Raw genomic sequence first — 26,959 nt, 5'->3', positions numbered from 1 at the left:
CGAACGCCGAGCCCGGCCTCCGCGTCCTGTCCGACGCCGCCGGGCGCGTGCGCCTCGCCGCGCCGTCGCTGCGCGGGCGACCGGGGTCGGCGGTGGCCGTGGAGGACGAGGTCGACCACGTCCCTGGCGTGCGGCAGGTGCACGCCTACCCGCGTACCGGCAGCGTCGTGGTCTGGTACCGGCCGGACTGCGACCGCGTCGAGCTCGTCGCGGCGATCGGCAGGGGGCTGGGCGCTGACCCGGATGCGACGGCGGGCCGGTCGCCGCGCTCGGCGGACACGCACAACGGGGAGCTGGTCCGGCTTGTCGTCGGCGGCATCGCGCTGGCCGCGCTGGGTGTCCGCCGCTACGGATTCGCCCGGCCGCCGGTCCTCGGTCCGGCCGGTCGCACCGTCGCCACCGGTGTCACGATCTTCACCGGATACCCGTTCCTGCGCGGCGCGCTGCGCTCGTTGACCGGCGGCAAGGGGGCGGGCACCGACGCGCTGGTGTCCGCCGCGACCGTCGCGAGCCTCGTACTGCGCGAGAACGTGGTCGCGCTGACCGTGCTGTGGCTGCTCAACATCGGCGAGTACCTGCAGGACCTGACGCTGCGACGGTCCCGGCGCGCGATCAGCGAGCTTCTCACCGGAGCGCGGACCCGCACCTGGACCCGGTTGGCCGACGGGACCGAGGTCGAGGTCGACATCACCGACGTCGGCGTCGGCGACGAGGTCATCGTCCACGAACACGTCGTGCTGCCGGTGGACGGCGAGGTCGTCGACGGCGACGGCGTGCTCGACCAGGCCGCGATCACCGGCGAGCAGCTGCCGGTCACGGTCGGCCCCGGCGCGCCGCTGCACGCCGGATCGGTAGTGCTGCGCGGGCGGATCGTCGTGCGTGCGACGGCGGTCGGTCCGGACACCGCGATCGGCCGGATCATCGAGCGGGTCGAGTCGGCGCAGGACGACCGGGCTCCGATCCAGACCGTCGGCGAGGCGTTCTCCCGGCGCTTCGTGCCCGCGTCGTTCGCGCTCTCCGCGCTCACGCTGCTCGCCACCCGCGACGTGCGCCGCGCGATGACGATGCTGCTCGTCGCCTGCCCGTGCGCGGTCGGGCTTTCCACCCCGACCGCGATCAGCGCCGCGATCGGCAACGGCGCGCGGCGCGGCATCCTGATCAAGGGCGGCGCGCACCTCGAGGCGGCGGGTCGCGTCGATGCCGTCGTGTTCGACAAGACCGGCACGCTGACGCTCGGCCGACCGGTCGTCACGAACGTCATCTCCTTCGACGACGCGTGGTCGCCCGAGCAGGTCCTCGCCTACGCGGCCAGCTCGGAGATCCACTCCCGGCACCCGCTGGCCCAGGCCGTGATCCGCTCCACCGAGGAGCGGCGGATCGAGATCCCGCCGCACGAACAGTGCGAGGTCCTGCTCGGGCAGGGCATGCGGGTGCAGTCCGACGGGCGGGTGCTGCTGATCGGGTCCCGTGAGCTGCTGCGCAGGCAGAAGGTGCCGGTCAGCCGCAAGGCCTCGGACTGGGTCCGCAGGCTCCAGAAGGCCTCCGAGACGCCGCTGTTGCTGGCCGTCGACGGCGCGCTCGTCGGGCTCGTCTCGCTGCGCGACACCGTGCGCCCCGAGGCCCGCGAGGTGCTCGACGCGCTGCGCGCCGACGGCGTGCGCCGGATCGTGATGCTCACCGGCGACCACCCGGCGACGGCCGCGGCGGTGGCCGCGGAGCTCGGCATCGACGAGTACCGCGCCCAGGTCATGCCCGAGGACAAGCAGGACCTCGTGCGCGCGTTGCGGGCCGAGGGGCACACCGTCGCGATGGTCGGTGACGGCACCAACGACGCCCCGGCGCTGGCCCTGGCCGACATCGGCATCGCGATGGGCGTCGCGGGTACCGACGTCGCCGTCGAGACCGCGGACGTCGCGCTCGCCGCGGACGACCTGCGCGCTCTGCTCGACCTGCGCGATCTCGGACGCCGCTCGATCACGCTGATCCGGCAGAACTACGGCATGTCGATCGCGGTGAACGCGGCCGGGCTCGTCGTGTCCGCCGGCGGTGCGCTGTCCCCCGTGGTCGCGGCGATCCTGCACAACGCGTCCAGCGTCGCCGTCGTCGCGAACAGCTCACGCCTGATCCGCTACCGCATCGCCGACCGGCCGGGTGCCGACCCGGACGCGGCCTGATCAGTACTCGTAGACGTCGGCCGGTGCCGGGATCTCCTCCACCGACGTGGCGGTCAGCGCCGGCACCGACCGGGCCGGGGCGGGCACGGCGGGGGACGGCACGAGCGTGCCGCGCACGCGCAGCCAAGTGTCCGCAGCGAACGCGTCGAGCGGCAGGTCGCCGCGGAGCCGGACCCGGTTCACCCGGGCGTCCGCCGCGCAGCAGATGATCGTCAGCCGGGCCAGCTCCACCGTGCCGTCGTCGCGGCGGACGACGAACCCGGTCAGCGGGTAGCGCTCGTAGCGATGCTCGGCCAGCGGAATGGCCTCGGTGTACCAGGTTCTCCACTGTCCGGCCGTGTCTCCTGCGACGAGAAGGATCGCGGACCGCCACGGGTCGAAGGCGAACAGGATCCGCACGCTGCCTGGGCGCAATTCCTTGAGGTTCGGGAGCGAGGACCCCTGGATCGTATCGACGAGCGGACGTCCGAGCCCCGGTCCGTGGTCGGCGAGGGTGTCGATGGCCTGGACAACTCGAGCGTAAGCAGTGCTGTCGAGGCCGTCGAGCCAGTCAAGTACCTATCCGGACCCGGCCCGGTTCGACATCGCCCGCAAGCCGTCGGACCACCTGGCGTTCGGCCGCGGCGAGCACGTGTGCGTCGGGATGCACCTGGCGCGGCTGGAGATGACCGCGCTGCTGGAGCGGCTGGCCGACCGGGTGCGCCGGTTCGAGATCCTCGAGTCCCGGCCGATGATCGAGAACGGGCTGCGCGGGCTGGAACGGCTCGAGGTCGCCGTGACCTGACCTGATCCGGCCCGACCGCCTACCGAGCCGCAACGGCCTCCAGGCCCGCGATGACGAGGTCCAGGTCGAACCACCGGTCGCGGTCGCTGCGGGGCTCGAGGCCGGAGGCGTCGAGCATCCGCCGGATGTTGACCAGGTCGTCGGCGGGCAGCTCGCCGACGATCCGGCGGACGTCGGCGGTGATCGGTTCCTCGCCGTAGGTCCTGGCGAGCAGGATGTCCCGCGCTCCGGCGAACGCGACGGTGGAGATCATCGACACCGCCCGGCCGGTGACAGCCTCGTCGAAGCCCGCGTCGAACAGCCGCCCGGCGAGCGCGTCGACCGGGCGCAGCACCCCGGCGCCCGGGATGCGTTCGATCACCATCGCCAGGCTGGGTGTCCGCAGGAGGGTGTCGCGGGCGGCGACGGCGTAGGCGCGCACGGCGTCCTGCCAGTCACCGGCGGAGAGATCGAGGTCCGCGAGCTCGTCGGCGAGGTTCGCCGCGGCGACGAGTGCGGTCAGTTCGTCGAGTCCAGACACGTGATACGTGATCGCCTTTCGGTCGACTCCGAGCCGGGTGGCCACGGCCTGCAGCGTCAACGTCGAGGGGTCGATCTCCCGCGCGGCTGCGACGATCATGTCGCGGCCGATGCGCGGAGGCCGCCCCCGGCCGCGGTGCGGGCGGGGCCCGGCGGATGTCGGACTCACTCCGCAGTTGTACCCGGCCCGCCGCACCTGCGCTGCTCGCCGATCCGGCGGGAGGTGACGTGGTGCGGACCGCGACGGCCCCGGGCGGCGCGGCGGCGCGCGTCCCCGGGGCCGTCCGCGATCAGCTCAGAGGAGCCCGTCGACGAGGGGGCCCGTCGCGTCCCAGACGCCGCCCAGGAGGCCTCCGACCCCCTGGGAGACACCGGTGAGCAGGCCCGTGCGGTCCTGGCCCCCGTCGTCGTCGGAGATCGCGCCGAACGAGGACGACGAGCCGTGGCCCGCCGACTTGTACGTGGCGACGTGGCCGGCCCCGTCGGCGTCGGGGTAGGCCGTCCCGGCCATCGCCACGCCCGCGGTGCCGACGGTCGCGGCCCCGGCGACGACGGCTCCGACGGCGATCCGTGCCCGTGTGTTCATGGTCGTTCTCCTCATCCTCGGGTGGTGCGGACGCGGGCCGGACGGGGTGCTCCCCGCACCGCCGTCGCGGCCCGGGCCGGGATATTGCCCGCCCGGGAAAAATAGGCAAAACGTTGTGCCGCAACGGCCATGCGGGTGAACCGTTCGCCGTTCGACGCCACGTCGAACGGTGCCGGAGATGCGCCGGACAGCGACCCGGAAGGTCAGTCGCACGCCGTCCGGGTGAGAGCCGCGGCCGGATCCACCGCGCACGGGTGGACGCCCGCTGCTCCGAACGAACCACATCGTCCACAGTGGTTGCCCGGCATTCGAGCGATCGATCACGGTCGAACGCCGAGAAGATCGCGGCGGGCCGTTCGGCCCGGCGGTACGGCGGGCGCGACGGACGGCGGGCCATCGGAACGGCCCTCCCGTGACATCGCTCCCGCGCCGCGGCCGTTACGCCGCGGTCGCGCGGGGTCCGGTGGGCGCGCGCCGGTCCGGCGACCGCGTGTGCCGGGGCGCGTCGCGTTCCGCCGTGCCGTGCGCATCCGCGCGCCGCCCCGGGCCCGGGGACGGGATGGCGGGCATGAGCGGACCCCTACCGGACTGCACGTGGTGGAGTGCCCGAGCTTCGTGGCCGGGCGACCGGTGGGATGACGCTGGTGCAGCTGGGCACCTCGTGATCCGGATCGACCCGCTCGGCGGCGGGTCGGACCGGCGGCGCTGGCCCGTCGTCGGGGACAGCGAGGGTCCGGAGGACGCCGAGTCGTACTGCTGGACGTCGCTGAACAGGACCTGGGCCGAGGCCGGAGAGCTCGACCACGCGGGCGTCAGCGCGGGTCGAGCCGCATCGTCGCTCGCCGGGCGTCGTCGCCGATCATCGTCGCGATCGGGCCTGGTGATGCGGCGTACTTGGTCCGGTAGTGCTCGTCGAGCCGAGCGGCCAGGTCCGGGTCGTCGACGTCGACGAACGCGATGTCGACTGCCGTTCCGCCGGCCTCGATGCGGCCCTCGTGGGCGCTACGGGTTCCGCGGAACCAGGCCGACTCCCGGCCGTAGGCCGAGCGGACGAACAGGTTGTCGCCGTCGCGTACGACCCACACGGTCCGGAACGTACGCAGCTCGCCGTCCCGGCGGCGGGTTGCGATCGTGACCTCCTGCTGGTCGAGCGCGGCGAGTTGGTCATGAGTCCAGTGGGGCATGGGTTCGCCCTTCCGCGTCAGTGCTCGAGTGGCTCACGCATAATATATTATCATGTCTCCGTAGTTGTCGGCCGCCACGCGCTGCTCGGCTCAGGCCGAGGGAGTGTCGACGCGGCGCGACGTGTCCGACGGTAGGAGGCCGAATCGCGCTCGGTACTGCTGCGCGAACTTGCCGGGATGGAAGAAGCCCCATTTCGCGGCGACGGCGGTGATCGGCCGGGCGCCGGCATTCAGCTCGATCCGGACCTGATCGAGCCGAACCCCTCGGACGTACTCGCGAGGCGTCATGCCGACCAGCTCCTGGAACCCGATCTGGAGCGCCCGTGCGCCGATGCCCGCCCTGGCGGCGAGATCGGCGGTGGTCAGCTCTGCATCGGGGTGGGCGTCGACGTACTCGACGACCTCGCGGATGCGCGACGTACGGGTGTGTGTCGGGCGGCCGTGCAGCTCGGGGGTGAGCTGGCTCGGGATCGTGACCAGGAGCTGCGTCATCAGCGCGGACTCCATCTCGTGCCGTGCGGCCGGCATCGTGGCGAGCCCGCCGGGCCGGTTCAGCTCCGTGGAGAGAAACCGCGTCGTCGCTTGGAGGGCCCGCCCCTGGGGCCCGGTCAGGTCGAACTCGAGCGCGAACCGGATGCACTCGCCGGCCGGTCGCCCGGCGAGCTTCGCCGCGTGAGTCTCCAGGAGCTCCTTCGGCAGCTTGATGGCGTGCTGGTCACCTTCCGGGGTCCACCACATGGTCAACGGGCTGTTCGGCAGCATGGCGATACCGCTGCGGCCGGCCATCGACGTCCGCTTCACGCCGTTCTGCTCGACCGTGTTCTCGCCGCTGATCGGCAGATTGACGTGGTAGCAGTACCGCATCGGTGGGCCGGCGATCCGCACGTCGGCGCCGTAGCCGAGCCGGCCGAGAGTCAGTAGTCCGGCCGGGGCGAGTTCGAGACGGAAGTCCAGGTCGCGCCCGTCGGCGACGGTCATCTCGTGCTCGGCGAACGTCTCGGTCACCTGCGCGCGGGCGACATCCAGGTCCGCGGTCCGGAACCGCGTCGGCCCGGTCGCGGGCCGGACCCGTTGCTCGGTGTGCATGCTCCCTCGCAGTGGCTTTCCGCGCGCATCATCGTGATGCTGATGAAGCATCATACGGAATATATTGTTCGTCGCAATCCGTTCGTTCCCGGGACCCGTCGGTTCGCTCACGTGATGGTGACCCGTGCCACGTCGCCCCTAGCGTCCGGCAGATCACCGCCGCCGAGACGAGACGGAGCCGTGTCGCGATGCCAGACGGAGTGTCCACCACGAACCAGCCCTTGTTCCAGGAACGGGAGCAGGTGGACGGCCGGTGCCCGCGCTGCGGCGCCGAGGACCTGCGCCGCTACCCGGTCAACTCCGAGGGCGGCTGGTTCGACGTCGTGAAGTGCCAGAGCTGCCTGGCCTCGGTCGAACGGGAGCGCGGCCCGCGCCTCGGACCGATCCAGCTTCTGTCCGACCAGATGTAGGGAAGGGACCGACGATGATCGCAGTCGACGTGGGCGGCACGTTCACCGACGTGGTCGCCCTGCGTGATGGGCAGATCCACACGGCGAAGGTGTCCACCGACTACACCGATGTGAGCCGCGCCGTCCTGGACGGCGCCGCCGAGCTCGGCGTCGGGAACTCGGCCGTCTTCAACCATGCGAGCACGCACGGGCTGAACGCGGTGATCACCCGGCGGCTCCCGAAGATCGGGTTCCTGGCGACCGAAGGGCACCGGGACATCCTCGACATGGGCCGGGTCTGGCGGCCGGACGACGCCATCCTCGACCCGGGCTGGCGGCGCAGCTTCGGCGACGCGGCCCGACCGCTCGTGCGCCGCTACCTGCGCCGCGGGATCCGCGAGCGGATCACCGCCGACGGCAGAATCCTGTTCGAGCTCGACGAGGACCAGGCGCGGGCCGAGCTGGAGGTGCTGCGCCGGTGCGAGGTCGCCGGCGTGGCGATCTGCCTGATCAACGCCTACATCAACCGCTCGCACGAGGAGCGGCTGCGCGAGCTGGTGCGCGAGGTCCTCGGCGACGTCCCGTGCTCGATCTCCAGCGAGGTCTCCCCGCTGGCCAAGGAGTACACCCGCGCGTCGACCACGGTGATCGACGCGGCGATGAAGCTGATCTACTCGGACTACACCGCCGCACTGGAGAAGGGCCTGGCGGACCTCGGGTTCACCGGCCGGCTCAACTTCGCCGACTGCGCCGCGACGCTCGTGCCGTCGCACCGGGCGATGGAGCAGCCGTTCCGGATCGTGTTCTCCGGGCCGGCCGCGGGCACCGTCGCCAGCGCCCATTTCGGGTCCCTGATCGGCGAGCCGAACCTGCTCTGCGCCGACGTCGGCGGGACGTCGTGCGACATCTCCGTCGTCACCGGCGGCGAAGCCATCGTGAACACGACGTTCGAGCTGGAGCACGACCTGGTCGTGAACGCGCTGGCCAACGACGTCACCTCGATCGGCGCCGGTGGCGGGAGCCTGGTGAGCATCGGGCAGGCCGGTGAGGTGCAGGTCGGGCCGGGCAGCGCGGGCTCGACGCCCGGCCCCGCGTGCTACGGGCGCGGCGGCACCGAGCCGACCACGACCGACACGTGTCTGATGATGGGGATCCTCGACCCGGGCGGGTTCGCCGGGGGCAAGCTCTCGCTCGACCTGGACAGGGCCACGCAGGCGTTCGAGGCGCTGCCGACCGACTTCACGCTCGCCCAGCGTGTCCGCTACGCCTACGAGATGGCGGTGCACAACATCGCCGAGGGCGTGTTCAACGTGGCGATCGCGCACGGCATCGACCCGCGGGACTACAGCCTGGTCGCCTACGGCGCGGCCGGCCCGATGCTGCTCCCGGCGGCGATGGACGCCGTGCACTGCAAGCAGGTCGTCGTCCCGCCGAACCCGGGATTGTTCTCCGCGCTGGGCCTGCTGTCGGCCGACCAGACCTACACCGCGAACCGCAGCGCGTACACGATCCTGTCCGCCGACGTCGCACCGCGGATCGACGCGCTGTTCACCGAGATGGAGAGCCAGATCTCCGAGCGCCTCGACGCGTCCACGGACGTCACGTTCGAGCGCAGCTACGACGGCCACCTGTTCGGCCAGAGCTGGGAGACCCCGTTCGTCCCGGTGCCGGGCGGCACGATCGACGCGGCCGCGATCGACACCATGATCGCGTCGTTCCACGACACCTACGCCGAGCGCTCCGGCAACCGCTTCGAGTTCTTCCCGGTCGAGGGCGTCACGTTCCGGGTGCGCGCCGTGCTGGACACGCCGAAGGTCGAGTACCCCGAGCTGCGGGTCCGAGGAGACGAGACGCTCACCCCGGTCCGTACCGCGACCCTGCGTTTCCTGGGCGATCTCGACGCACCGGACGACAGCCAGGAGGCCCCCGTCTACGACCGCGTCGCGCTGCAATCCGGCGACGAGCTCGACGGGCCGTTGATCGTCGACGAGGGACTCTCGACCACCCACGTCTGTGCCGGGCAGCACCTGACCGTCGGCCGCTACGGCGAACTCGTCATCACCAGGAAGTGAGACCCATGTCCGACACCAGGATCCGAGACCTGGACGACACCCGGTTCCAGGACGCCTACTCGTGTGACCGCTTCAGCGCGTCGGTGATCGTGAACCGGCTCAAGCACACGATGGGCCACATGAGCACTGCGTTCCTGCGCGAGGCGTTCAGCCCGATCATCCGCGACTGGTACGACTTCGCGTGCACCGTGTCCGGCCCGCCCGAGCAGGACTACCGGATGGCGGTGGTCAGCAACAGCCTCACCGTGTTCCTCGGGACGATGGCCGACGCCGTGCGCAACACCGTCGAGGAGTTCGGGCCGGAGAACCTCGTCGAGGGCGACGTGCTGATCTGCAACGACCCGTACCGCGGCGGCAGGCACGTCAACGACGTGCTGTTCGTCCGCCCGGTGTTCGTGGACGGCGCGATCGTCTCGTTCGTGAACATGTGCGCCCACCAGCTCGACATGGGCGGCACCGTGCCCGGCGGGTTCTCCGCGACGAAGATGAACGTGTACGAGAACGGCGTCGTCATCCCGCCGGTCCTGCTGTGGCACAAGGACGAGCCGGTCCGGTCGATGTTCAGTCTCGTGTTCGACAACTCGCGCTTCGGCGGGCTGCTGCTGCCCGACTTCATGTCCACGCTGCACCAGCTGCAGTTCGGGGAGCGGCTCGTGCACGAGATCATCGACCGGTACGGGCTGGACGCGTACCTCGGCTCGCTGGTCTACGCCTGCGACACGTCGGCGGAGCTGATGCGCGAGGCGATCGGCCGGATCCCGGACGGCGACTACTCGGGCACCGCGACGGTCGACGCGGACGGGCTCGACGACACGCTCGACTTCGCCGTCGCGGTGACGGTCCGCAAGCGGGGCGCCGACATCGAGGCCGACATCTCCGGGACGTCGGCGCAGGCCCGCACGTGCATCAACTGCGGGATCGCGGACGCGAAGACCGCGCTCGGCGTCGCGCTCACGATGCTGCTCGACCCGTCGATCCCGTTCACGTCGGGCACCTGGCGGCACGTCGACCTCGTCGCCCCGCCCGGGACGGTGATCTCGTCGATGCCGCCGGAGGGCGCCCCGATGATGTTCTGGGAGACGTCCGGCGCGCTGATCGCCGCGATCTTCCAGGCGCTCAACCCGGTGCTCGGCGACCGCGCCGTCGGCGGCGACTACGGGTCGACGAACACGCACAACGCGAGCGGTCTGCGCGCGGACGGCACGCCGTGGCAGTCGGCCACCCAGTGCGGCGGCGAGCACGGCCCGTGGGGCGCGACCGCGCACGGTGACGGGGACAGCTACACGGTGCTGTTCAACCTGAACAACCTGGACCCGGCGACCGAGACGATCGAGCACGACTCGCCCGTTGTCGTGCTGCGCAAGGAACACGCGACCGACACCGGGGGAGCGGGCACGCACCGCGGCGGCGCGGCGAACCTGAAGGACTCGCTCTGGCTGACCGACGCCGAGCAGTACCTGTCGCCGTTCCGCACCCGCGAGCCGAGCGGGGTCGGGGCAAACGGTGGCGAAGCCGGGCCGAACGGCGCCATGTGGATCTTCCCGCCTGAGGGGGAGCTCACCGGTCTCGTCGGGACCGGCCGCGACGTCTACGCCACGAGCAACCCGGTCGCCGGGATCCTCGACCCGCAGACGAAGGCGCTCGACCCCGCGAACGGCGTCTACCACCACTTCGGGCGCGAGACGCCGTGGCGCACGGCGGCCGGATCGGTCCTGCGGTGCCTGACGAACGGTGGCGGGGGATGGGGGCCGGCGTTCGAGCGCGACCCGGCGAAGGTCCTCGAGGACGTCCGTGACTCCTACGTCAGCGTCGAGGGCGCCGCGCGCGACTACGGCGTCGTGGTCGTCGGGGACCCGCACGCCGATCCCGAGGGCCTGCGCGTCGACGACGACGCGACCCGCGCGCTGCGGGCGTCCTGAGCGGCCGGTCAGCCGGTCGGGACCTGCTCCCGGCCGGCGGGAAGGCCGTCATCGAGTTCTAGGGTCGCCGGCGCGGCGGCCCTGTGCGCCGGGCGGTGTCCGACGGAAGCATGCCGAAGCGCCTGCGGTAGTGCTGGGCGAACCGTCCGAGGTGGTAGAAGCCCCACCGGGTCGCGGCGTCGGTGACCGAGGCGCCGGCCGTCAGATCGGCGTGGACCCGGTCGAGACGGGCCGCGCGCAGGTAGGCGGTCGGCGATACGCCGGCGACGTCGTGGAACCCGGCTTGGAGCGCCCGCAGGCTCATCCCCGCCATCGCCGCGAGGTCGGCCGTCGTGACGTCGCTCCCAGCCCGGTCGTCGACGTAGTCCATGACCTCGCGGATCCGGGAGCGGCGGGTGCGCGCCGGAACGGTCCCGACGCCGGTTGTCAGCTGGCTGGGAACCGTCATCAGGACGCTGGTCATCGCCGCGGACTCGAGCTCACGGCACGCGGCGGGCAGGCGTGCCAGGCCGTCCTCTCGGGAGAACTCGTCGTAGAGGAGCCCTACGGTCGCGAGCAGGGCGCGCCCGTGTGTCGTCGTCAGGTCGAACGTCAGGTCGAACTCGATGTCTCCGACGGCCCGGGCGCCGGCGAGCTTCGAGGCGTGCGCCTCGAGCGTCTCCTTCGGCAGCTTGAGGTGGTACTGCCAGGAGTCGGAGCTCATCAGGACGACAAACGGCTCGCCCGGACGGAAGATGATTGCGGCGTCGCCTCCGGAGAACGTCCGGCGCACGCCGTGCTGTGCGGCGGAGATCGTCCCGGTCATCGGCAGGTTGAGGTGGTAGCACTGCTCCATCGGCGGGCCCTGCACGGTCGCTTCGGCCCCGTAGGCCATCTGTCCGACCGTCAGCCGCTGTGACCGGGCTAGGTCGAGACGGAAGTCGAGACCGTTACCGCCGACCAGACGGACGTCGTGTCTGCTGAACGTCCGGGACGTGCATTCCCGGGCTTCGTCGAGGTCGGCCGTGTGGAAGCGCGAGGTCCCGGCCGGCCCGTGGGCGTCGACGTGCACCACTGCCTCCTGACACCTCGTCGTGCCTTCAGCGACACCGTACCACGCATCATATATTTCATCGGAAACAGGACGACGATCGGCGTCGAGCGGATAGTGACCCACACCTCAGGCCCATACGGTCCCAGCGACGGTGAAGCAGCTCGGACAGGGAGTCTGACGTGACCACAGCAACGGCCTTCGATCCGATGTCCGAGGACTACCAGCAGAATCCTTTCGGGTACTACCGGGCGATGCGGCACGAGGCCCCGGCGTACTTCATCGAGTCGATGGGGGTCTGGGCGCTGTTCCGGTACGAGGACGTCGTGACGACGTTGCGGCGCCCCGAGCTGTACTCCTCGCGGGACTGGATCAACAATGCGCTCGGTGAGTTCGACCCGGTACCCCAGGTCCCGTCCATCATCTCGTCGGACCCGCCCGACCACGCGCGCCTCCGCCGGCTGGCGAGCAAGGCCTTCGTGCCCGGGCTGATCAAGAAGATGGAGCCGGGCATCCGGGGGTTGATCAGCGAGCTCCTGGACGAAGTCCAGGACCGGTCCGAGTTCGACTACGTCTCGGATTTCGCCGCGAACGTGCCGGTGAACGTCACGGCGCAGATCCTCGGCGCCGACAAGACGATCGCCCGCAACGAGTTCAAGCGCTGGACCGCGGACCTGATCCGGTCGGGTGCCCGCAGCGTGCTGCCCCAGGAGGAGCTGGACCGCATCCACCGGAGCGTGAACGAGCTGCGGGGGTACTTCACCGAGCTGATCGCCTACCGCCGTATCCACCCCGGCGACGATCTCGTGAGCGCATTGGTCCAGGCCGAGGAGGACCAGCAGGTGCTGTCCGCCGATGAGGTGCTCAGCCTGACGTTCATCATCCAGTTCGGTGGTGCGGAGACGCCGTCGCACCTGATCAGCTCGGCGCTGTGGGAGTGCTTCGGAGACCCCGCGCTGCTCGACGCCGTCAAGACCGACCCGGACGTCCTCCCCCTCGTGATCGACGAGACGTTCCGGCACGTGTCGCCGGTGCGCTTCCTCGGCCGGACCACAACCCAGGACATCGAGCTGCACGGCAAGGTCATCCCCGCCGACTCGGTCCTGCTGTCCTACATTGCGTCGGCGTGCCGCGACGAGACGGTCTTCGCCGAGCCGGACACGTTCGACATCAACCGGCCGGGGCTGAGCAGGCACCTCGCGCTCGGGATGGGGCCGCACTACTGCATCGGCGCGGTGCTCGGGAAGATGATGTGTGGCCTCGCGCTCGGGATGACACTGCAGCGCATGCCGAATCTGCGGCCCGTCGCTGACGACGTGACGTGGTTGCCGTCGCCGTGGGTCCGCGGCCTGGCCTCCTACCTCGTCGCGCCCTGAACAGCAGTCAGCCGGCCGGGACCTGCTCCCGGCCTGCGGCCAGCTGGGTGACCGCGGCCAGTGCGATCACGACGGCCAGCACCGCGACGCCGAGCGCGATCGCCGGGAGCGAATGCCCGAGGGCCAGACCCACGATGCCGACCAGCACGAGCGCACCGGCCGCGACATATCGCGCGCGGGCGACCGATCCGGTGCGGGAGCGCAGGAACAGGATGTTCCCGGCCAGGTAGAGCAGCGGCCCGCCGATCGAGGTCAGGACGAGCGCGGGTCCGGTCTCGGGGTGGGTGATGTGCAGCTCGATGGCCACGGCGAACAGGATCGCGCCGGCGACCATCAGGCCGTGGGCGTACGGGAACGCCCCGCGCAACGCGGCCGTGCTGCCGTCGCCGTGGCTCGCGTCGGTCTCCGGCCCGGCGAGGGCGAAGTAGGACCACCACAGTGCGAACAGCCCGACGAAGCCGAGCACGGCGATCAAGAACACATACGGCGTCTTCTCCGGCAGCTCGGAGATCGTGAAGCCCATGATCAGGATCGACTCGCCGAGCGCGATGATGAACACCAGCCGGTTGCGCTCGGCGAGGTGCTCGACGTCGGCGGGCCAGCTCTCCATCGGTGTCGAGCCGAGCCCGGGCACGCGGTAGTCGAACCGCGGGCCCGCGACGTCGATCGCCAGGGCGATCGCCCACGCGATCAGGCGCGGCACGGTGGGCAGGAACGCCCCGGCGACGAACAGCGCCGCGGCGACCGCGCTCCACACCAGCAGGTTGCGGTAGTTCCGGGACAGCACATGCCCGCGCATCGTGACCCACATGAAGGCCGGCCGGCCCACCTGCCCGACGGCGTAGCAGGCGGCGAACAGGAGGCCGCCCTCCGCGAACGCCTCGGGCAGTGCCAGTGCCATGCCGAGGGCGGCCAGCATCAGCACGGCGTTGAGCACCCGGACCGCGCCGGCACGCGGGTCGAGGTAGTTCATGGCCCAAGCGGTGTAGTTCCACATCCACCACACGGCACCGAACAGCAGCGCCGTCTCCAGCGCGCCCAGCGGCGTGAGATGCGCGAGCAGCGTGTGCGAGACCTGGACGATCGCGAACACGTAGACCAGGTCGAAGAACAGCTCGATCGGTGCGACCTCGGAGCTGCCGTCGCCGTCCGGTCGCAGCAGGCGCGGTCGGGCGTCCGGTAGGGCCACAGCGGTTCCCTCCCTGATCTCGGCGTCGCCGGAGACTACTGCCGGGACGGGCGATTCGTCCCTCGGGCCTCCTGCGCTCGTCGAGGCCGAGTCTTGCATTAAAGATAATATATGGTACGAAGTAGCTCACCCACGCGACCCAGCCCACGGCACTTCCGCGGCCTGGTCATGACGAGAGGACGAGCCGGATGGTCTCGACGGGCACCGACAGCAAGCTCTTCATCGGGGGCCGCTGGGTGGAGGCGCGATCCACCGAGACCCTCACGGTGACCTCGCCGTTCACTACGCAGCCGATCGCGTCGGTGCCCTCCGCGTCGGTCCCGGACGTCGATGCAGCCGTGGCGGCGGCGCGGCAGGCGTTCGACCACGGCGACTGGCCCCGGACATCGCTGAAGGAGCGCATCGCGGTCCTGAGTCGCGTCAGCGACGCGCTCGGCGCGCGCGCCGACGAGATCGCCTCCCTGGTCACCGACGAGATGGGCTGCCCGATCACGCTGTCCCGCTCGATGCAGGCCGCCGGACCGAAGGTCGTGCTGGACACGTTCCTCGAGCTCGCCCCGGACTATCCCTGGGTCAGTGAGCGGCAAGCGGCCACCGGCCGCTCGGTCGTGCTGCGCGAGCCGGTCGGCGTCGTCGCCGCGGTCGTCCCGTGGAACGCGCCGCTGCTGATCTCGATCATGAAGCTGGCACCTGCACTGCTGGCCGGCTGCACCGTCGTGCTCAAACCTGCGCCACAGACGCCGCTGGACGCCTACCTGCTTGCCGAGCTGCTGTCCGAGGCTGGGCTGCCAGACGGCGTGGTGAACGTCGTTCCCGCCGACCGCGAGGTGAGCGAGCACCTCGTCGCGCACCCGGAGATCGACAAGGTCGCGTTCACCGGATCCACCGCCGCCGGTCGACGGATCGCGTCGCTGTGCGGGCACGACCTCAAGCGCGTCACGCTGGAGCTCGGCGGCAAGTCCGCCGCCGTCCTGCTCGACGACGCGGACTTCGGGCCTGCCGTCGAGCAGCTGCGGACCGGCTCGTTCCGCAACAGCGGCCAGGTCTGCAGCCTCAAGACCCGGATCATCGTGCCCCGCTCGCGCGAGCGGGAGTTCCTGGACGCGTTCTCGGCGATGGTCTCCACGATGCCGGTCGGTGACCCGACCGACCCGGACACACAGATCGGCCCCCTGGTCAGCGACGTACAACGCGGCCGTGTCGAGGGCTATATCCGGTCCGGACGCGACCAGGGAGCGCAGGTCGTGCTCGGTGGCGGACGGCCGTCCGGACTGGGCGACGGCTGGTTCGTCGAGCCCACGGTGTTCGCCGGCGTCGACCCGTCGATGACGATCGCGCAGGAGGAGATCTTCGGACCGGTCGTGTCCGTACTGGCCTACGACGACGTCGACGAAGCCGTGGCGATCGCCAACGACTCCGCCTACGGGCTCAACGGGTCGGTGTTCACCGGCGACCCGCAGCGCGGCTTCGACGTCGCCCGGCGGATCCGTACCGGCACGGTCGAGCTGAACGGCAGCCCGGTCGGGTTCCACGCGCCGATCGGGGGCTTCAAGTCCAGCGGCATCGGCCGGGAGGCCGGGCCCGAGGGGTTCGACGCCTACGTGGAGATCAAGTCCGTCGGGCTCCCGAAGGGCTTCGTCCCGACCGTCCACGTCTGAGATCCGTCCACACCAGACAAAGGAGTCATCACCATGCCCGGAGAGCACCTCAAGGCCCAGGCCCGCGTCGTCGTCTCGGGCGTCGACGAGAACGGCCAGTCGACGATCGTCAGCGACGGCAACACGGCCACCCGCGTCGCTGCCCCCGGCTTCACCGTGATGGACACCTGGCAGGTCGACAGCGTGCCGTCCGCCGTGGACTCCGCGGCCACGCTGGGCGTCGAGCCGGTGCTCGACCCGCCGAAGAACGGCCTGGTCGTGCGGCTCGCGAGCTTCCCGCCGGACAGCGAGTTCGATGCCAAGGCCTACGCCGAGTCCCTGGACGCGTTCCACGGCGGTGACTCCCACGAGGGGGTCGACGACAGCGCGCACGGCGGGCTCTGGCACGAGACCGACACCGTCGACGTGGTCACCGTGATCTCCGGTGAGCTGTACGCCGTGATGGAGACCGGCGAGACGCTGCTCAAGCCCGGCGACACGTTCGTCACCCGCGGCGTCAAGCACATCTGGTCGAACCGCACGACCGAGCCGGTGCTGATCGTCGCGACGATGATGGCGGGCACGCGGTGAGGGGTGTCGTCTTCACCGGCGATCGCACGCTCGAGGTCATGGACTTCGACGAACCGACGCCCGGTCCGGGAGAGGTCGTCATCGGGATCAAGGCGTCCGGCCTGTGCGGCAGCGACCTCAAGCTGTACCGCGACCCGCCCGGCGCAGGCCTGAAGGCGTTGGGGTTCAAGGGTTTCGGCGACGACGAGATCCCGCCGATCGTCGCCGGTCACGAGCCGTGCGGCGTCGTCGAGGCCGTCGGCGACGGCGTGACCGCGTTCTCCATCGGGGACCGCGTCATGCAGTTCCACTACGACGGCTGCGGCGTCTGCGACCTGTGCCGCAGCGGCTGGACGCAGATGTGCCCCACCGGCGCGACGATCTACGGCGCCACCGCCCACGGCGGCCACGCGAACTACATGGTCGCCCCGGCGAACACGCTCGTGCACCTGCCGGAGGGGGTCAGCTTCCCGGCCGGGGCGGCGATCGCCTGCGGCACCGGGACGGCGTTCGGCGCGCTGCGCCGGATCGACGTCACAGCGCTGGACACGGTCGCCGTGTTCGGGCTCGGGCCGATCGGGCAGTCCGCCGTGCAGTTCGCGGCGTCGATGGGCGCCGAGGTGATCGCCGTCGACATCGACGCCGAGCGGCTCGAGGTCGGCAAGGCCCGCGGCGCGCACCACGTGGTGAACTCGGCCGACGGCGACACCGTCGCCGCGATCAAGGAGATCACCGGAGGCAAGGGTGCGACGGCGGCGGTCGAGTGCGCCGGTGCGCCGTCCGCGCGGGTCGAGGCCGTCCGCAGCCTCGCGCCGTGGGGTCGCTGCGCCTACGTCGGGCTCGGTGGGGACGTCACGCTCGACGTCGCGCCGGACCTGGTGCTCAAGCAGATCACGCTGGTCGGCACGTACACGTTCTCCAACGTCGGGCTGGGGGAGTGCGCGCGCTACGTCGCCCGACACGGCATCGCCGTCGACGACCTGTTCACCGATCACTGGACGGTCGAGCAGGCCCGCGAGGCGTACGAGAAGTTCGACAAGCAGGCCGGCGGCAAGGCCGTCATCGAGTTCTGACCGCGGGCGTTCCGGAGCGAACGAGGGTGCCGTTCGGGCAATGTTGTTGCCCGAGGGTGCCGTTCGTTCTGGTGGGGTGTGGAGTGGTGGAGTTCAAGAAGCTGCTGGGCGAGCGCTGGAGCTGCCGGGCGTACCTGCCCGACCCGGTTCCGGACGCCGAGATGCGGGAGATGTTCGCGATCGCCCAGCGGACCGCGTCCTGGTGCAACACCCAGCCGTGGCAGGTGTTCGTCACGGCGGGAGAGGCGACCCGGCGGTTCGGATCGGGGCTCACCGAGCACGCGCGGACCCACGCGCCGGAGCCGGACCTGACGGCGCCGGAGGGCTACTACGGCATCTACTTGGACCGGCGACGCGAGTGCGGGTTCGCCCTCTACGAGTCGCTCGGGATCGCCCGCGACGACAAGGCGGCGCGGGCGGAGCAGAGCCTCAAGAACTTCGACTTCTTCGGCGCCCCGCACGTCGCCGTGATCACCACCGACCGGGACCAGGCGACCTACGGCGCGATCGACTGCGGCGGGTACGTCGCGAACCTGATCAATGCCGCCACCAGCCTGGGGATCGCGACGATCCCGCAGGCCGCGATCGCGATGCACTCGCCCTACGTGCGCGAGCACTTCGCGCTGCCCGACGACCGGCTTGTCGTCTGCGCGGTGTCGTTCGGCTACGCCGACCTCGAGCACCCGGCCAACGGGTTCCGCACGACGCGCGCCGAGGTGGACGACGCGATCACCGTCGTCACGGACTGAGTCGTCACGCGAGGGGTTCCGCCGCGGCCCAGCTCGACAGGAGCCGCAGCGCCTCCTCGGACGGCGACGCCGGCTCGGCCGTGTAGCCGACGAGCACGAGCCCGGGCGCGCTCGTGATCTCCAGCCCCTCGAACCGCAGCGTCAGCTCGCCGACGACCGGGTGACCGAACCGCTTCGTCCCGCGGCGGTGGGCGCGGACGTCGTGGTTCGCCCAGCGGCGGGCGAACTGGTCGCTACGGGTGGACAGCGCGCCGACCAGCGACGCGACCGCCCGCGAGTGCGGCGTCCGGGCCGCCTCCATGCGTAGCAGGGCGACCGCGTCGTCGGCGGTCGTCTCCCATGCGGGGAACGTGTCGGGGGCGCGCTCGTCGAGGAACACGAATCGGGCGATGTTCGCCGACGGCGCCTCGAGGACCGGGGCGTAGATCGCCCGGCCGAGCGCGTTCGCACCGAGGATGTCCAGCCGGCCGTTCTGCACGATCGCAGGCGCCGTCACCATCGCGTCCATCAGCGCCTGGACGTACTCCGGCACCCGACTCGCCTGCGTGCCGCCACGCGCGCGGCCCCGCCGGGAGGAGGCGGCACGGCACAGGTCGAACAGATGGGTCGTCTCCACGTCGTCGAGCTGCAGCACACCGGCCACTGCCTGCAGGACCTCGTCGGAGACGCCGGAGACCTGTCCGCGCTCGATCTGCACGTAGTACTCGGCGCTGACCCCGGCCAGCAGCGCGACCTCCTCGCGGCGCAGCCCCGGCACCCGTCGCCGACCGCCCGGCGGCAGGCCCGCCATCTCCGGGGTGATCTTCGCGCGGCGGGTCGTCAGGAAGTCCTTGACGTCCTTCGCGGTGTCCACACTCGTCGAGGTTAGGACGTCGGCGCGCGTGTGGGAGGGGGGCTGCCGGTACCCCCGACAGGCAGCGCCTGCCACGCGCGCGGCGCCCGCGGGACGGTGGACGGCATGGAATCCACGACCTTCCCGAACGGCCCGGTCACGATGGCCGGGAACCTCTACCTGCCGGACGGCTTCGACCCGGCGGGCAGCTACGCCGCCCTGGTCGTCGTCCACCCGGGCGGCGGCGTGAAGGAGCAGACGGCCGGTCTGTACGCGGGCAAGATGGCCGCGAACGGCTTCGTCGCGCTCGCGTTCGACGCGTCCTACCAGGGCGAGAGCGGCGGCGAGCCGCACTTCCTGGAGGACCCCTCCGCCCGCGTCGAGGACATCCGGGCGGCGGTCGACCACCTGCAGTCGCTGTCCTACGTGGACGCCGAGCGGATCGGGGCGCTGGGCATCTGCGCGGGCGGCGCCTACGCCGTCAACGCCACCATGACCGACCACCGGATCAAGGCCGTGACGACGGTGTCCGCGCTGAACATCGGCGCCGGCTACCGGCAGGGCTGGTACGGGTCCGACCCGGACTCGGCCGCGGTCGCGACGCTCGAGGCGGCAGCCAAGCAGCGCACGGCCGAGGCGCAGGGCGCGGAGCAGGCGACGATCCCGTACGTGCCGGAGCAGTCCGACATCGACGAGAACACGCCGCGCGACATGGTCGAGGCCAGCGAGTACTACCGCACGCCGCGGGCCCAGCACCCCAACGCGCCGAACAAGAAGCTGTTCACCCGCAGCATCTCGAAGATCTTCGCCTTCGACGCGTTCCACCTCGCCGAGGACCTGCTCACCCAGCCGCTACTGTCGGTGGCCGGGAGCGAGGCCGGCTCGTTGTGGCACACGACTCGGCTGCACGGCCAGGTCCGCTGCCCGAAGACGCTCGTGGTCGTGGACGGCGGCACGCACATGGACTTCTACGACGTCCCGGAGTACGTCGACCGCGCCGTCGCCGAGGCCACGCCGTTCTTCACGGAGCACCTGGCCGCCGCCTGAGCCCGGATCGTCGCACCGGCGACCCCTTGGCCGCGATCCGCATTTTATATATTGTGTGAGATCGAGACGAAGGAGCCGCTGATGAGTGTCACCGACGACGCCAGGACGGCGTTGCGCCACACCGACCGACTGTTCATCGGAGGGGAGTGGGTCACGCCGTCGAGCGATGCGATGTTCGACGTCGACGACTCGTCCACCGAGCGGACGTTCCTGCGGGTGGCCGCGGCGAACGCGGCCGACATGGACCGTGCCGTCACGGCCGCCCGGACGGCGTTCGACGACGGCCCGTGGCGGACGCTGTCCCACGCCGAACGCGCCGGGTACCTGCGGGCGATCCACGCCGGGGTCGTCGCGCGCAGCGCCGAGATCACCGACATGTGGCCGCGCGAGTCGGGCGTCGTGCGCGCCGTCGCGCAGGTCGCCGCACCCGGGTTCGTCTCGCAGTTCCAGCAGTACGCCGATCTGGCCGCCGACTACCCGTTCGAGGAGCCCGTGACCCCGACGGCGGGTGGGAACTTCGGCCTGATCGTGCGCGAGCCGGTCGGCGTGGTCGGGGCGATCGTGCCGTGGAACGGGCCGATGGGCTCGATCGCGAAGAAGGTCGCGCCCGCGCTGCTCGCCGGGTGCACGGTCGTGCTGAAGTCCGCTCCGGAGGCGCCGGGCGAGGGCTACCTGCTCGCCGAGGTCGCCGAGCAGGTCGGCCTGCCGCCGGGCGTGCTGAACGTGGTCACGGCCGACCGCGAGGTCTCCGAGCTGCTGGTTCGCGACCCCCGGGTGGACAAGCTCACGATCACCGGTTCGACGGCGGCCGGTCGCCGGGTCGCCTCGATCTGCGGCGAGCGGATCGCCCGCTGCACGCTAGAGCTCGGCGGCAAGTCCGCCGCAGTCGTCCTGGACGACGCCGACATCGCGCACGCGGCGACGACGCTGGCCGGCGCGGAGTGCTTCCTGTCCGGCCAGGTGTGCTCGTCGCTGACCCGGATCGTGGTCAGCCGCCACCGCCACGACGAGCTCGCCGAGGCGCTGTCCGCGGCGTTCGGAGCGATCCGGGTCGGGGACCCTTTCGACGAGGCCACGCAGATGGGGCCGCTGGCAGCCGAACGTCAGCGCGACCGCGTCGAGGGCTACATCGCCACCGGTATCGAGCAGGGCGCACGGCTGACGACCGGCGGCGGACGCCCGGAGCATCTCGACCGCGGCTGGTACGTCGAGCCGACGGTGTTCGCCGACGTCGACAACTCCTCGCGGATCGCCCAGGAGGAGATCTTCGGGCCGGTGCTGTCCGTCGTCCCGGCGCGCGACGACGCCGACGCGGTCCGGATCGCGAACGACACGATGTACGGGCTGAACGCGTCGGTGTTCACCCCGGACGTCGACCGGGCCCGAGCTGTCGCCGCCGAGCTGCGGTCGGGGACCGTGGGGCACAACGCGTTCCGCAGCGACATGGGGATCGCGTTCGGCGGGTTCAAGCAATCCGGCATCGGGCGCGAGGGCGGCCGCGAGGGTCTGCTGCCCTACCTGGAGACGAAGACCGTGATCCTGGACGGGCCGCCGGCGCGGTACCGGGACTGACGCCGGCGATGTCCGAACCGACCGCGTCCCGGATGGCGACCCCGGGCACCCGTACCGACTACTTCGAGATCGACTCGGCGGCGGTCGGCGGCCGGTTCGCGATCAGCGTCGCGCTCCCGCGCGGGTACGGCCGGGACGGCACGGACCCGCCGCTGGTCTACGCCACCGACGGGAACCTGGTCGCCCCGCTGGCCGACGCCCTGCGCGGGGGACTGGTCGACGACCAGGCCGCGACCCGTGTCGAGCCGTACGTCCAGGTGAGCATCGGCTACACCGCCGAGGACGCGGCCCGGCAGCTGATCCTGCGCAACCGCGACCTCGTCCCTCCCGGCGAGGAGGTGCCCGGCTTCATGGCCGACCACGCCCGCGACCGTCTGGGCGCCGGTGCGTCGGAGTCGGCCGTCGAGGACTTCCTCGCGGCGCAGCGCGGTGCCCGCGCCGACGCGTTCCTCGCCTTCGTCGAGGACGAGCTGCACCCGGAGATCTCCCGTCGTTACCGGTTCCGCGGCGACGACGTCGGCCTGTTCGGCTTCTCGTACGGCGGGCTGTTCACCCTCTACGCCCTGACCGCCGGAAGCCGGCTGTTCTCCCGGTTCGGAGCCTGCAGTCCCGGCGTCGTGGTCCCGGACAGCCGCATCTACGGCCTCTACGACACGCTCCGTTCTCGACCGGCGGAGGCAGAGCGCCACCTGCACCTCACGGTCAACGCGTACGAGATGTTCGGGCCGGTCCGTCTCTACCGCCACCTCGCGATCGAGGTTCTGCGGTTGTACGACCTGCTCTGCGAACGCCCGCTACCGGGCCTGCGGGTCACCACGGAGCTGCTCGCCGGGGAGGCGCACGCGACGGGTCTCGCCGACGCGTACCGGAGCTTCCTGCGGACCTGCTATCCGGCCGACCGGGCGGTGGCTGAGGACGGCAACCCGGATCGTTCCCGGTAGCGGCCCCGGTCAGATCCCGGAGGTGAATGCAGCCAGAGCGGACGTGACCAGCTCCGGTGCCTCGAGCATCGTGAAGTGGCCGATACCCGGAACCACCTGCACCGAGACGGCCGGGAGGGTGGCCTCGAGGAGATCCAGGTACGGCGTCCGATCGGAGTCCGACCGCAGGCTGCGGCGCCGGTTGTCCGGGCCGTAGGACGTGCTCTGGATCGCGAGCACGGGGGCGGTCAGGCGAGCGAGGACGCCGTCGAGTTCGTCGCGGTCCCACTCGACGATCGCGGACATGATGCCGGCGACCTTCTGCTCGTCGGACTCCGGCAGCGCGCCGAGGATCTCGGACCGCACGTGCGGGTCGCTCTCCGCGACGAACATGTCCTCGAACAGATCGGTCACGAACCGGTCGGCGCCCTTGTCGCGCAGTGCAGCCAGCACCGCGCCGTCGTCCGACCGGGTGCCGGCGCGGCTCCCGTCGACGACCACGACCCCGCCGACGGCGGCCGGGTCGCGAACGGCCGCGTCCAGCACGATCCGGCTGCCGTAGCTGTGTCCGACGAGGACACACCCGCCGGCGCCGCTCCGGTGCACGACGTCGAGGACGGCCGAGGCCATGGCCCCGACGGCGAACGAGTCCGGCCGCGCGGACCGCCCGTGTCCGGGAAGGTCGAGGGTGACCACCCGACGGCCGCCGGCCGACAGCGGCCCGACCTGGTGCCGCCAGTGCGTGGCGTCGCAGAACCCGCCGTGCACGAGCACGAGGGCGGGACCGGTGCCACCGCTGTCGTCGACGTGCACGCCGGATGGGGTCACCCGGTGCTCCATCAGCCCGACCTGCGGGCGGCCACGTGCTCCTGCAGCTGCGGCGCGACCGTGAACAGGTCGCCCACGATGCCGTAGTCGGCGATCTCGAAGATCGGGGCCTCGTCGTCCTTGTTCACCGCGATGATCGTCTTCGACGTCTGCATCCCGGCCCGGTGCTGGATCGCACCCGAGATCCCCAACGCGATGTAGAGCTGCGGGGAGACGGTCTTGCCGGTCTGCCCGACCTGGAACTGCGGCGGGTAGTAGCCGGAGTCCACCGCCGCCCGCGACGCACCGACGGCGGCGCCGAGCGCGTCGGCCAGCCCCTCCACCACGGAGAAGTCGTCGGCGGAGCCGACACCACGCCCACCGGAGACGACCACGGTCGCCTCGGTCAGCTCCGGACGGTCGCCACCGGTGATCGGCTCCCGGCTGGTGACCGTCGCCTGCGGCGAGTTCGCGGCCGGGACCTCGACGCTCTCCTGCGCCCCGGCGCCGGCGTTCTCCTCGATGTCGATCGAGCCCGGGCGCACGGTGATCACCGGGTGCTCGGTGTTGGACTTGGCCTCGGCGGTGTAGGCGCCACCGAACACCGAGTGCGACACACCATCCGCGCTGACGCCGACGACGTCGCCGAGCAGCCCGGAGTTCGTGCGCACCGCCAGCCGGCCGGCGACCTCCTTGCCGTCCGCGGACGCCGAGATCAGCACCGCCGCCGGCGACGCGGACCCGATCAGCGACTCGAGCACCGTCACCTCGGGGGTGAGGTGGTCGGTGGAGTCGTGCTCGGCGACGTAGATCTTCTCCGCGCCGTGCGCCGACAGGCCGTCGGCCAGCTTGCCGGCGGTGCCGGCGGCACCGACGACGACCGCGGACGGCTCACCCAGCGCCCGGGCGGCGGTGAGCAGCTCGTAGGTGGTCTTCTTGATCTCGCCCTCGACGTGGTCGACGAGGACCAGCACCTCAGCCATGAGTTCTGTCTCCTTCGTGGTCGTGTCGGGGGTGGTTCAGATGAGCTTCTGGCCGACCAGGTACTCGGCGATCTTCGAACCGCCGTCGCCCTCGTCGGTGACCTTCTCGCCCGCCTGCTTCGGCGGCTTCGGCGCCGCGGACGTCACCGTGGTGAGCGCGTTCGCCAGGCCGACCTCGGAGGCGTCGATCCCCGCGCCGGACAGGTCGAGGGTCTCGACCGGCTTCTTCTTCGCGGCCATGATCCCCTTGAAGCTGGGGTAGCGCGGCTCGTTGGCCTTCTCCCCGATCGACACCACCGCCGGAAGCTGGGCGCTCAGGTGCGTGACACCGTCGTCGGTCTCCCGCTTCACCGTGGCGGTCGTCCCGTCGACGGACAGCTCGACGGCGTGGGTGAGCGACGGGACGCCCAGCAGGTCGGCGATCATCGCCGGGACGGCGCCGATCTGACCGTCCGAGGCCTGCTCACCGGCCACGACCAGGTTCCACCCGTCGACGGTGCCGATCACCTTCGTCAGCGCCTTCGCGGTCTGCACCGCGCACGACCCGTGCAACGCCTCGTCGGACAGATGCACCGCGGAGTCCGCGCCCATCGACAGCGCCTTGCGGATCGCGTCCGTGGCCCGGTCCGGTCCCATCGAGACGACCACCACCTCAGAACCACCGGCGCCGTCTGCTTCCTTCAGCTGCAGCGCAGCCTCCACCGCACGCTCGTTGATCTCATCGATCACGGCCTCGGTGCCCTCACGGTCCAAGGTCTGATCCGAGTCGGAGAGCTTGCGTTCGGAGTAGGTGTCGGGCACCTGCTTGATCAGAGCGACGATCTTCATGCGGTCCTTTCCTTCGCTTCCCGAGCCGGGAGCCTGATCAGCATCAGCGCGATCAGGCTGAGTACGGCGGCGACGGCGACGTAGGCCGAGGTCGACAGGCTGGTACCGGTCGCGGCGAACAGCGCGACCATGATGAACGGCGCCAGCCCGCCACCGATGATGTTCGAGAACTGGGTGCCGAGGGAGACACCCGCGTACCGGGTCTCTGGCGGGAACATCGCCGCCCAGATGGCCGTGCCCGGTCCGAACATCAGGCCGACCGCGAGCTGCCCGACGGAGGCGCCGAGGACGATCAGTCCGAAGCTGCGGGTCTCGACGAGCGGGAACAGCGCGAACATCCACAGACCGGCCAGCGCCGCGCCGATCCCGTAGACCTTCCGGTGACCGATCACGTCGGCGACCCACGCACCTCCGACCGTCCCCACACCGAACGCGATCATGGACAGCATCACGGCGGTCAGCATCGTGTTCTTCGGAAGGCCGAGCTCGCGCGTCCCGTAGTCGATCATGCCGGTCGCGATCACGTAGAAGCTGATGGTCGCCGGCAGGTACCCGAACACGACGAGCAGCATCTGCTTCGGGTTGCGCAGCGTCCGGACCACCGACGACTGCGAACGCCGCTCCTCGATGGCCGTCTCGGCGCGGCGGAACTCCGGGGAGTCCTCGACGTAGCGGTGCAGCACGAACGCCACCGGGAACATCAGCACGGTGAGCAGGAACGGGATCCGCCATCCCCACGCGGCGAACTGCTCCGGCGTGGTCAGGCTGTTGACCAGCAGGAACACCAGCGTCCCTCCGACCAGACCGACCACCACCCCGAGCTGGGGGAGCGAGCCGTAGAGGGCACGCCGGTTCGGCGGCGCGTTCTCCAGTGCCAGCAGCGTCGCGCCGCCCCACTGGCCACCGACCGAGATCCCCTGCAGCACACGCATCACGGTGAGCAGGACCGGGGCCGCCAGCCCGATCACCGCGTACGTCGGGAGCAGGCCGATCAGCAGCGTCGAGGCTGCCATGAGCATGATGGCGCCCAGCAGGGCGGGCTTGCGGCCGTAGCGGTCGCCGAGGTGCCCGAAGATCGCGGCGCCGATCGGCCGGCCCGCGAACCCGACGGCGAACGTCGCGAACGCGGCGAGCACCCCCACCACGGGGTCGACGGACGGGAAGAACTGGCTGTTGAGTGCCAGGGTCGCGGCCGTGCCGTAGATCAGGAAGTCGTAGTACTCGATCGACTGCGCGGCAACGGTTGCCGCCAGCACGCGACGGTTTCTCGTGCCACCCGGGCGTTCGGTCTCCGGCGTTCGGGCTGTCGGAGCCGACGTGGTCGGCTCGGAGGAGGTCGGCGTCGCCATTGAACGCCCCTTTCGGTGTCGAAGGCGTGTGCTGCGATCGCGCACCAGGACGGTCGGCGCGCAGGAAGGTCGAGCCCGGCTCGTTCACGGTCGGGAGCCGGCCCCGTGGTGTGGGCCAATCCCCGGCGACCGTTCGCCGCGCACGAACTTAATATATGATGTGCGAAGATGGCAAGGATGCCGCCGGTCGGGCGACAACCGGCACGGTGTGGGCCGGGGTGCCGCCGACCCGCAGGCGGTGGCGACGAGGCTATGTCCGGAACCGGCCGCATTCAATTCGGCAT

25 protein-coding genes and 1 pseudogene are annotated in these 26,959 nt (G+C 71.1%); 13 read left to right on the top strand and 13 right to left on the bottom strand.

All coding sequences use genetic code 11. The annotated features are described in order from the left end of the window. The first annotated feature begins 92 nt into the window (after positions 1-92). Positions 93-2,174, top strand: a complete 2,082-nt coding sequence (locus tag EV378_RS08050; RefSeq protein ID WP_279389600.1) for a heavy metal translocating P-type ATPase — start codon at positions 93-95, stop codon at positions 2,172-2,174. On the opposite strand, the gene EV378_RS36885 is transcribed toward EV378_RS08050, so the two are convergent. Next, a complete protein-coding gene (locus tag EV378_RS36885; RefSeq protein ID WP_341540438.1) occupies positions 2,175-2,441 on the bottom strand; it encodes a TIGR03943 family putative permease subunit in 267 nt (88 codons plus the stop codon). A gap of 21 nt (positions 2,442-2,462) precedes the next feature. Beyond that, positions 2,463-2,714 (bottom strand): annotated as a pseudogene (locus EV378_RS36215) (type II toxin-antitoxin system RelE/ParE family toxin); the annotation flags it as partial. Between EV378_RS36215 and EV378_RS08040 the strand changes: the two are divergent. Further along, the gene (locus EV378_RS08040; protein WP_243653340.1) at positions 2,701-2,958 is read left to right on the top strand and encodes a cytochrome P450; all 258 of its coding nucleotides are present in this window, start codon (positions 2,701-2,703) and stop codon (positions 2,956-2,958) included. The pseudogene EV378_RS36215 and the gene EV378_RS08040 overlap by 14 nt on opposite strands. 19 nt (positions 2,959-2,977) lie before the next feature. Here the strand turns inward: EV378_RS08040 and EV378_RS08035 are convergent, their stop codons facing one another. From EV378_RS08035 to EV378_RS08015, 4 genes are all read right to left on the bottom strand, one after another. Next, positions 2,978-3,577 carry a TetR/AcrR family transcriptional regulator C-terminal domain-containing protein gene (locus EV378_RS08035; RefSeq protein ID WP_132422268.1) on the bottom strand — a complete coding sequence of 200 codons (600 nt, stop codon included), beginning with the start codon at positions 3,575-3,577 and terminating at the stop codon, positions 2,978-2,980. A 195-nt stretch (positions 3,578-3,772) separates the two neighbouring features. Continuing rightward, positions 3,773-4,063: a hypothetical protein gene (locus EV378_RS08030; RefSeq protein ID WP_132422266.1), complete on the bottom strand. Its 291-nt coding sequence runs from the start codon at positions 4,061-4,063 to the stop codon at positions 3,773-3,775. Positions 4,064-4,875: 812 nt separating this feature from the next. Beyond that, entirely contained in the window at positions 4,876-5,247 is a 372-nt protein-coding gene (locus tag EV378_RS08020) for a DUF2255 family protein (protein WP_132422264.1), read from the bottom strand. 90 nt (positions 5,248-5,337) lie between these two features. Continuing rightward, entirely contained in the window at positions 5,338-6,444 is a 1,107-nt protein-coding gene (locus tag EV378_RS08015) for an AraC family transcriptional regulator (RefSeq protein WP_207908604.1), read from the bottom strand. A 77-nt stretch (positions 6,445-6,521) separates the two neighbouring features. Here EV378_RS08015 and EV378_RS08010 point away from each other — a divergent pair, with 77 nt between their 5' ends. From EV378_RS08010 to EV378_RS08000, 3 genes are read left to right on the top strand one after another with little or no spacing between them, the layout of a single operon-like run. Beyond that, on the top strand, positions 6,522-6,743 hold the full coding sequence (locus EV378_RS08010) for a hypothetical protein (protein WP_132422262.1): 222 nt from the start codon (positions 6,522-6,524) through the stop codon (positions 6,741-6,743). Between the two features lie 14 nt (positions 6,744-6,757). Beyond that, positions 6,758-8,794, top strand: a complete 2,037-nt coding sequence (locus tag EV378_RS08005; protein ID WP_132422260.1) for a hydantoinase/oxoprolinase family protein — start codon at positions 6,758-6,760, stop codon at positions 8,792-8,794. 5 nt (positions 8,795-8,799) lie between these two features. Continuing rightward, the gene (locus tag EV378_RS08000) at positions 8,800-10,713 is read left to right on the top strand and encodes a hydantoinase B/oxoprolinase family protein (RefSeq protein ID WP_132422258.1); all 1,914 of its coding nucleotides are present in this window, start codon (positions 8,800-8,802) and stop codon (positions 10,711-10,713) included. 58 nt (positions 10,714-10,771) lie between these two features. Here the strand turns inward: EV378_RS08000 and EV378_RS07995 are convergent, their stop codons facing one another. After that, on the bottom strand, positions 10,772-11,764 hold the full coding sequence (locus EV378_RS07995; RefSeq protein WP_132422256.1) for an AraC family transcriptional regulator: 993 nt from the start codon (positions 11,762-11,764) through the stop codon (positions 10,772-10,774). Between the two features lie 161 nt (positions 11,765-11,925). On the opposite strand from EV378_RS07995, the gene EV378_RS07990 reads away from it, so the two are divergent. After that, positions 11,926-13,119 (top strand): cytochrome P450, encoded by a 1,194-nt coding sequence (locus EV378_RS07990; protein ID WP_132422254.1) that lies wholly within the window; start codon positions 11,926-11,928, stop codon positions 13,117-13,119. Positions 13,120-13,126: 7 nt separating this feature from the next. On the opposite strand, the gene EV378_RS07985 is transcribed toward EV378_RS07990, so the two are convergent. Continuing rightward, positions 13,127-14,308, bottom strand: a complete 1,182-nt coding sequence (locus tag EV378_RS07985; RefSeq protein ID WP_207908603.1) for a low temperature requirement protein A — start codon at positions 14,306-14,308, stop codon at positions 13,127-13,129. Positions 14,309-14,496: 188 nt separating this feature from the next. On the opposite strand from EV378_RS07985, the gene EV378_RS07980 reads away from it, so the two are divergent. The 4 genes from EV378_RS07980 (at position 14,497) to EV378_RS07965 (ending at position 18,337) form a co-directional block, all read left to right on the top strand. After that, on the top strand, positions 14,497-15,966 hold the full coding sequence (locus EV378_RS07980; protein WP_132422250.1) for an aldehyde dehydrogenase: 1,470 nt from the start codon (positions 14,497-14,499) through the stop codon (positions 15,964-15,966). 33 nt (positions 15,967-15,999) lie between these two features. Next, positions 16,000-16,536 carry a cupin domain-containing protein gene (locus tag EV378_RS07975; protein WP_132422248.1) on the top strand — a complete coding sequence of 179 codons (537 nt, stop codon included), beginning with the start codon at positions 16,000-16,002 and terminating at the stop codon, positions 16,534-16,536. Positions 16,537-16,574: 38 nt separating this feature from the next. Continuing rightward, the gene (locus EV378_RS07970; protein WP_207908602.1) at positions 16,575-17,588 is read left to right on the top strand and encodes a zinc-dependent alcohol dehydrogenase family protein; all 1,014 of its coding nucleotides are present in this window, start codon (positions 16,575-16,577) and stop codon (positions 17,586-17,588) included. A gap of 86 nt (positions 17,589-17,674) precedes the next feature. Continuing rightward, the gene (locus tag EV378_RS07965; protein ID WP_243653339.1) at positions 17,675-18,337 is read left to right on the top strand and encodes a nitroreductase; all 663 of its coding nucleotides are present in this window, start codon (positions 17,675-17,677) and stop codon (positions 18,335-18,337) included. A gap of 4 nt (positions 18,338-18,341) precedes the next feature. Here EV378_RS07965 and EV378_RS07960 read toward each other — a convergent pair whose 3' ends face one another. Beyond that, the gene (locus EV378_RS07960; RefSeq protein ID WP_132422244.1) at positions 18,342-19,190 is read right to left on the bottom strand and encodes a helix-turn-helix domain-containing protein; all 849 of its coding nucleotides are present in this window, start codon (positions 19,188-19,190) and stop codon (positions 18,342-18,344) included. A 105-nt stretch (positions 19,191-19,295) separates the two neighbouring features. Between EV378_RS07960 and EV378_RS07955 the strand changes: the two genes are divergently transcribed. The 3 genes from EV378_RS07955 (at position 19,296) to EV378_RS07945 (ending at position 22,729) form a co-directional block, all read left to right on the top strand. Beyond that, on the top strand, positions 19,296-20,216 hold the full coding sequence (locus EV378_RS07955) for an alpha/beta hydrolase (RefSeq protein ID WP_132422242.1): 921 nt from the start codon (positions 19,296-19,298) through the stop codon (positions 20,214-20,216). A gap of 81 nt (positions 20,217-20,297) precedes the next feature. Further along, positions 20,298-21,788, top strand: coding sequence for an aldehyde dehydrogenase (locus EV378_RS07950; RefSeq protein ID WP_132422240.1), 1,491 nt, complete (start codon positions 20,298-20,300; stop codon positions 21,786-21,788). 8 nt (positions 21,789-21,796) lie between these two features. Further along, a complete protein-coding gene (locus EV378_RS07945) occupies positions 21,797-22,729 on the top strand; it encodes an alpha/beta hydrolase (RefSeq protein WP_132422238.1) in 933 nt (310 codons plus the stop codon). A gap of 9 nt (positions 22,730-22,738) precedes the next feature. Here the strand turns inward: EV378_RS07945 and EV378_RS07940 are convergent, their stop codons facing one another. Genes EV378_RS07940 through EV378_RS07925 form a run of 4 tightly spaced genes read right to left on the bottom strand, consistent with a single transcriptional unit; the run spans position 22,739 to position 26,582 of the window. Further along, a complete protein-coding gene (locus tag EV378_RS07940; protein ID WP_165922189.1) occupies positions 22,739-23,536 on the bottom strand; it encodes an alpha/beta fold hydrolase in 798 nt (265 codons plus the stop codon). 11 nt (positions 23,537-23,547) lie between these two features. Then, positions 23,548-24,498 carry an electron transfer flavoprotein subunit alpha/FixB family protein gene (locus EV378_RS07935; RefSeq protein ID WP_132422234.1) on the bottom strand — a complete coding sequence of 317 codons (951 nt, stop codon included), beginning with the start codon at positions 24,496-24,498 and terminating at the stop codon, positions 23,548-23,550. A gap of 36 nt (positions 24,499-24,534) precedes the next feature. After that, on the bottom strand, positions 24,535-25,326 hold the full coding sequence (locus EV378_RS07930) for an electron transfer flavoprotein subunit beta/FixA family protein (protein ID WP_132422232.1): 792 nt from the start codon (positions 25,324-25,326) through the stop codon (positions 24,535-24,537). After that, complete coding sequence (locus EV378_RS07925) at positions 25,323-26,582, bottom strand: MFS transporter (protein ID WP_165922188.1); 1,260 nt, start codon at positions 26,580-26,582, stop codon at positions 25,323-25,325. The genes EV378_RS07930 and EV378_RS07925 overlap by 4 nt, the downstream gene beginning before the upstream one ends. Positions 26,583-26,959: the final 377 nt, after the last annotated feature.

The sequence above is a fragment of the Pseudonocardia endophytica genome (assembly GCF_004339565.1).
GTDB classification, from domain to species: Bacteria; Actinomycetota; Actinomycetes; order Mycobacteriales; family Pseudonocardiaceae; genus Pseudonocardia; species Pseudonocardia endophytica.
Note: the sequence above shows the minus strand (reverse complement) of the source record. Positions and strands in the feature narration are given on the sequence as shown.

Excerpts from the sequence above, each read along its gene's own strand:
- EV378_RS07935 (WP_132422234.1), bottom strand. The coding sequence starts at position 24,498 with ATGGCTGAGGTGCTGGTCCTCGTCGACCACGTCGAGGGCGAGATCAAG.
- EV378_RS07970 (WP_207908602.1), top strand. The coding sequence starts at position 16,575 with ATGGACTTCGACGAACCGACGCCCGGTCCGGGAGAGGTCGTCATCGGG.
- EV378_RS08035 (WP_132422268.1), bottom strand. The coding sequence starts at position 3,577 with ATGATCGTCGCAGCCGCGCGGGAGATCGACCCCTCGACGTTGACGCTG.
- EV378_RS08000 (WP_132422258.1), top strand. The coding sequence starts at position 8,800 with ATGTCCGACACCAGGATCCGAGACCTGGACGACACCCGGTTCCAGGAC.
- EV378_RS08005 (WP_132422260.1), top strand. The coding sequence starts at position 6,758 with ATGATCGCAGTCGACGTGGGCGGCACGTTCACCGACGTGGTCGCCCTG.
- EV378_RS07950 (WP_132422240.1), top strand. The coding sequence starts at position 20,298 with ATGAGTGTCACCGACGACGCCAGGACGGCGTTGCGCCACACCGACCGA.
- EV378_RS08030 (WP_132422266.1), bottom strand. The coding sequence starts at position 4,063 with ATGAACACACGGGCACGGATCGCCGTCGGAGCCGTCGTCGCCGGGGCC.
- EV378_RS08010 (WP_132422262.1), top strand. The coding sequence starts at position 6,522 with ATGCCAGACGGAGTGTCCACCACGAACCAGCCCTTGTTCCAGGAACGG.
- EV378_RS07955 (WP_132422242.1), top strand. The coding sequence starts at position 19,296 with ATGGAATCCACGACCTTCCCGAACGGCCCGGTCACGATGGCCGGGAAC.
- EV378_RS07975 (WP_132422248.1), top strand. The coding sequence starts at position 16,000 with ATGCCCGGAGAGCACCTCAAGGCCCAGGCCCGCGTCGTCGTCTCGGGC.
- EV378_RS07930 (WP_132422232.1), bottom strand. The coding sequence starts at position 25,326 with ATGAAGATCGTCGCTCTGATCAAGCAGGTGCCCGACACCTACTCCGAA.
- EV378_RS07945 (WP_132422238.1), top strand. The coding sequence starts at position 21,797 with ATGTCCGAACCGACCGCGTCCCGGATGGCGACCCCGGGCACCCGTACC.
- EV378_RS08020 (WP_132422264.1), bottom strand. The coding sequence starts at position 5,247 with ATGCCCCACTGGACTCATGACCAACTCGCCGCGCTCGACCAGCAGGAG.
- EV378_RS07980 (WP_132422250.1), top strand. The coding sequence starts at position 14,497 with ATGGTCTCGACGGGCACCGACAGCAAGCTCTTCATCGGGGGCCGCTGG.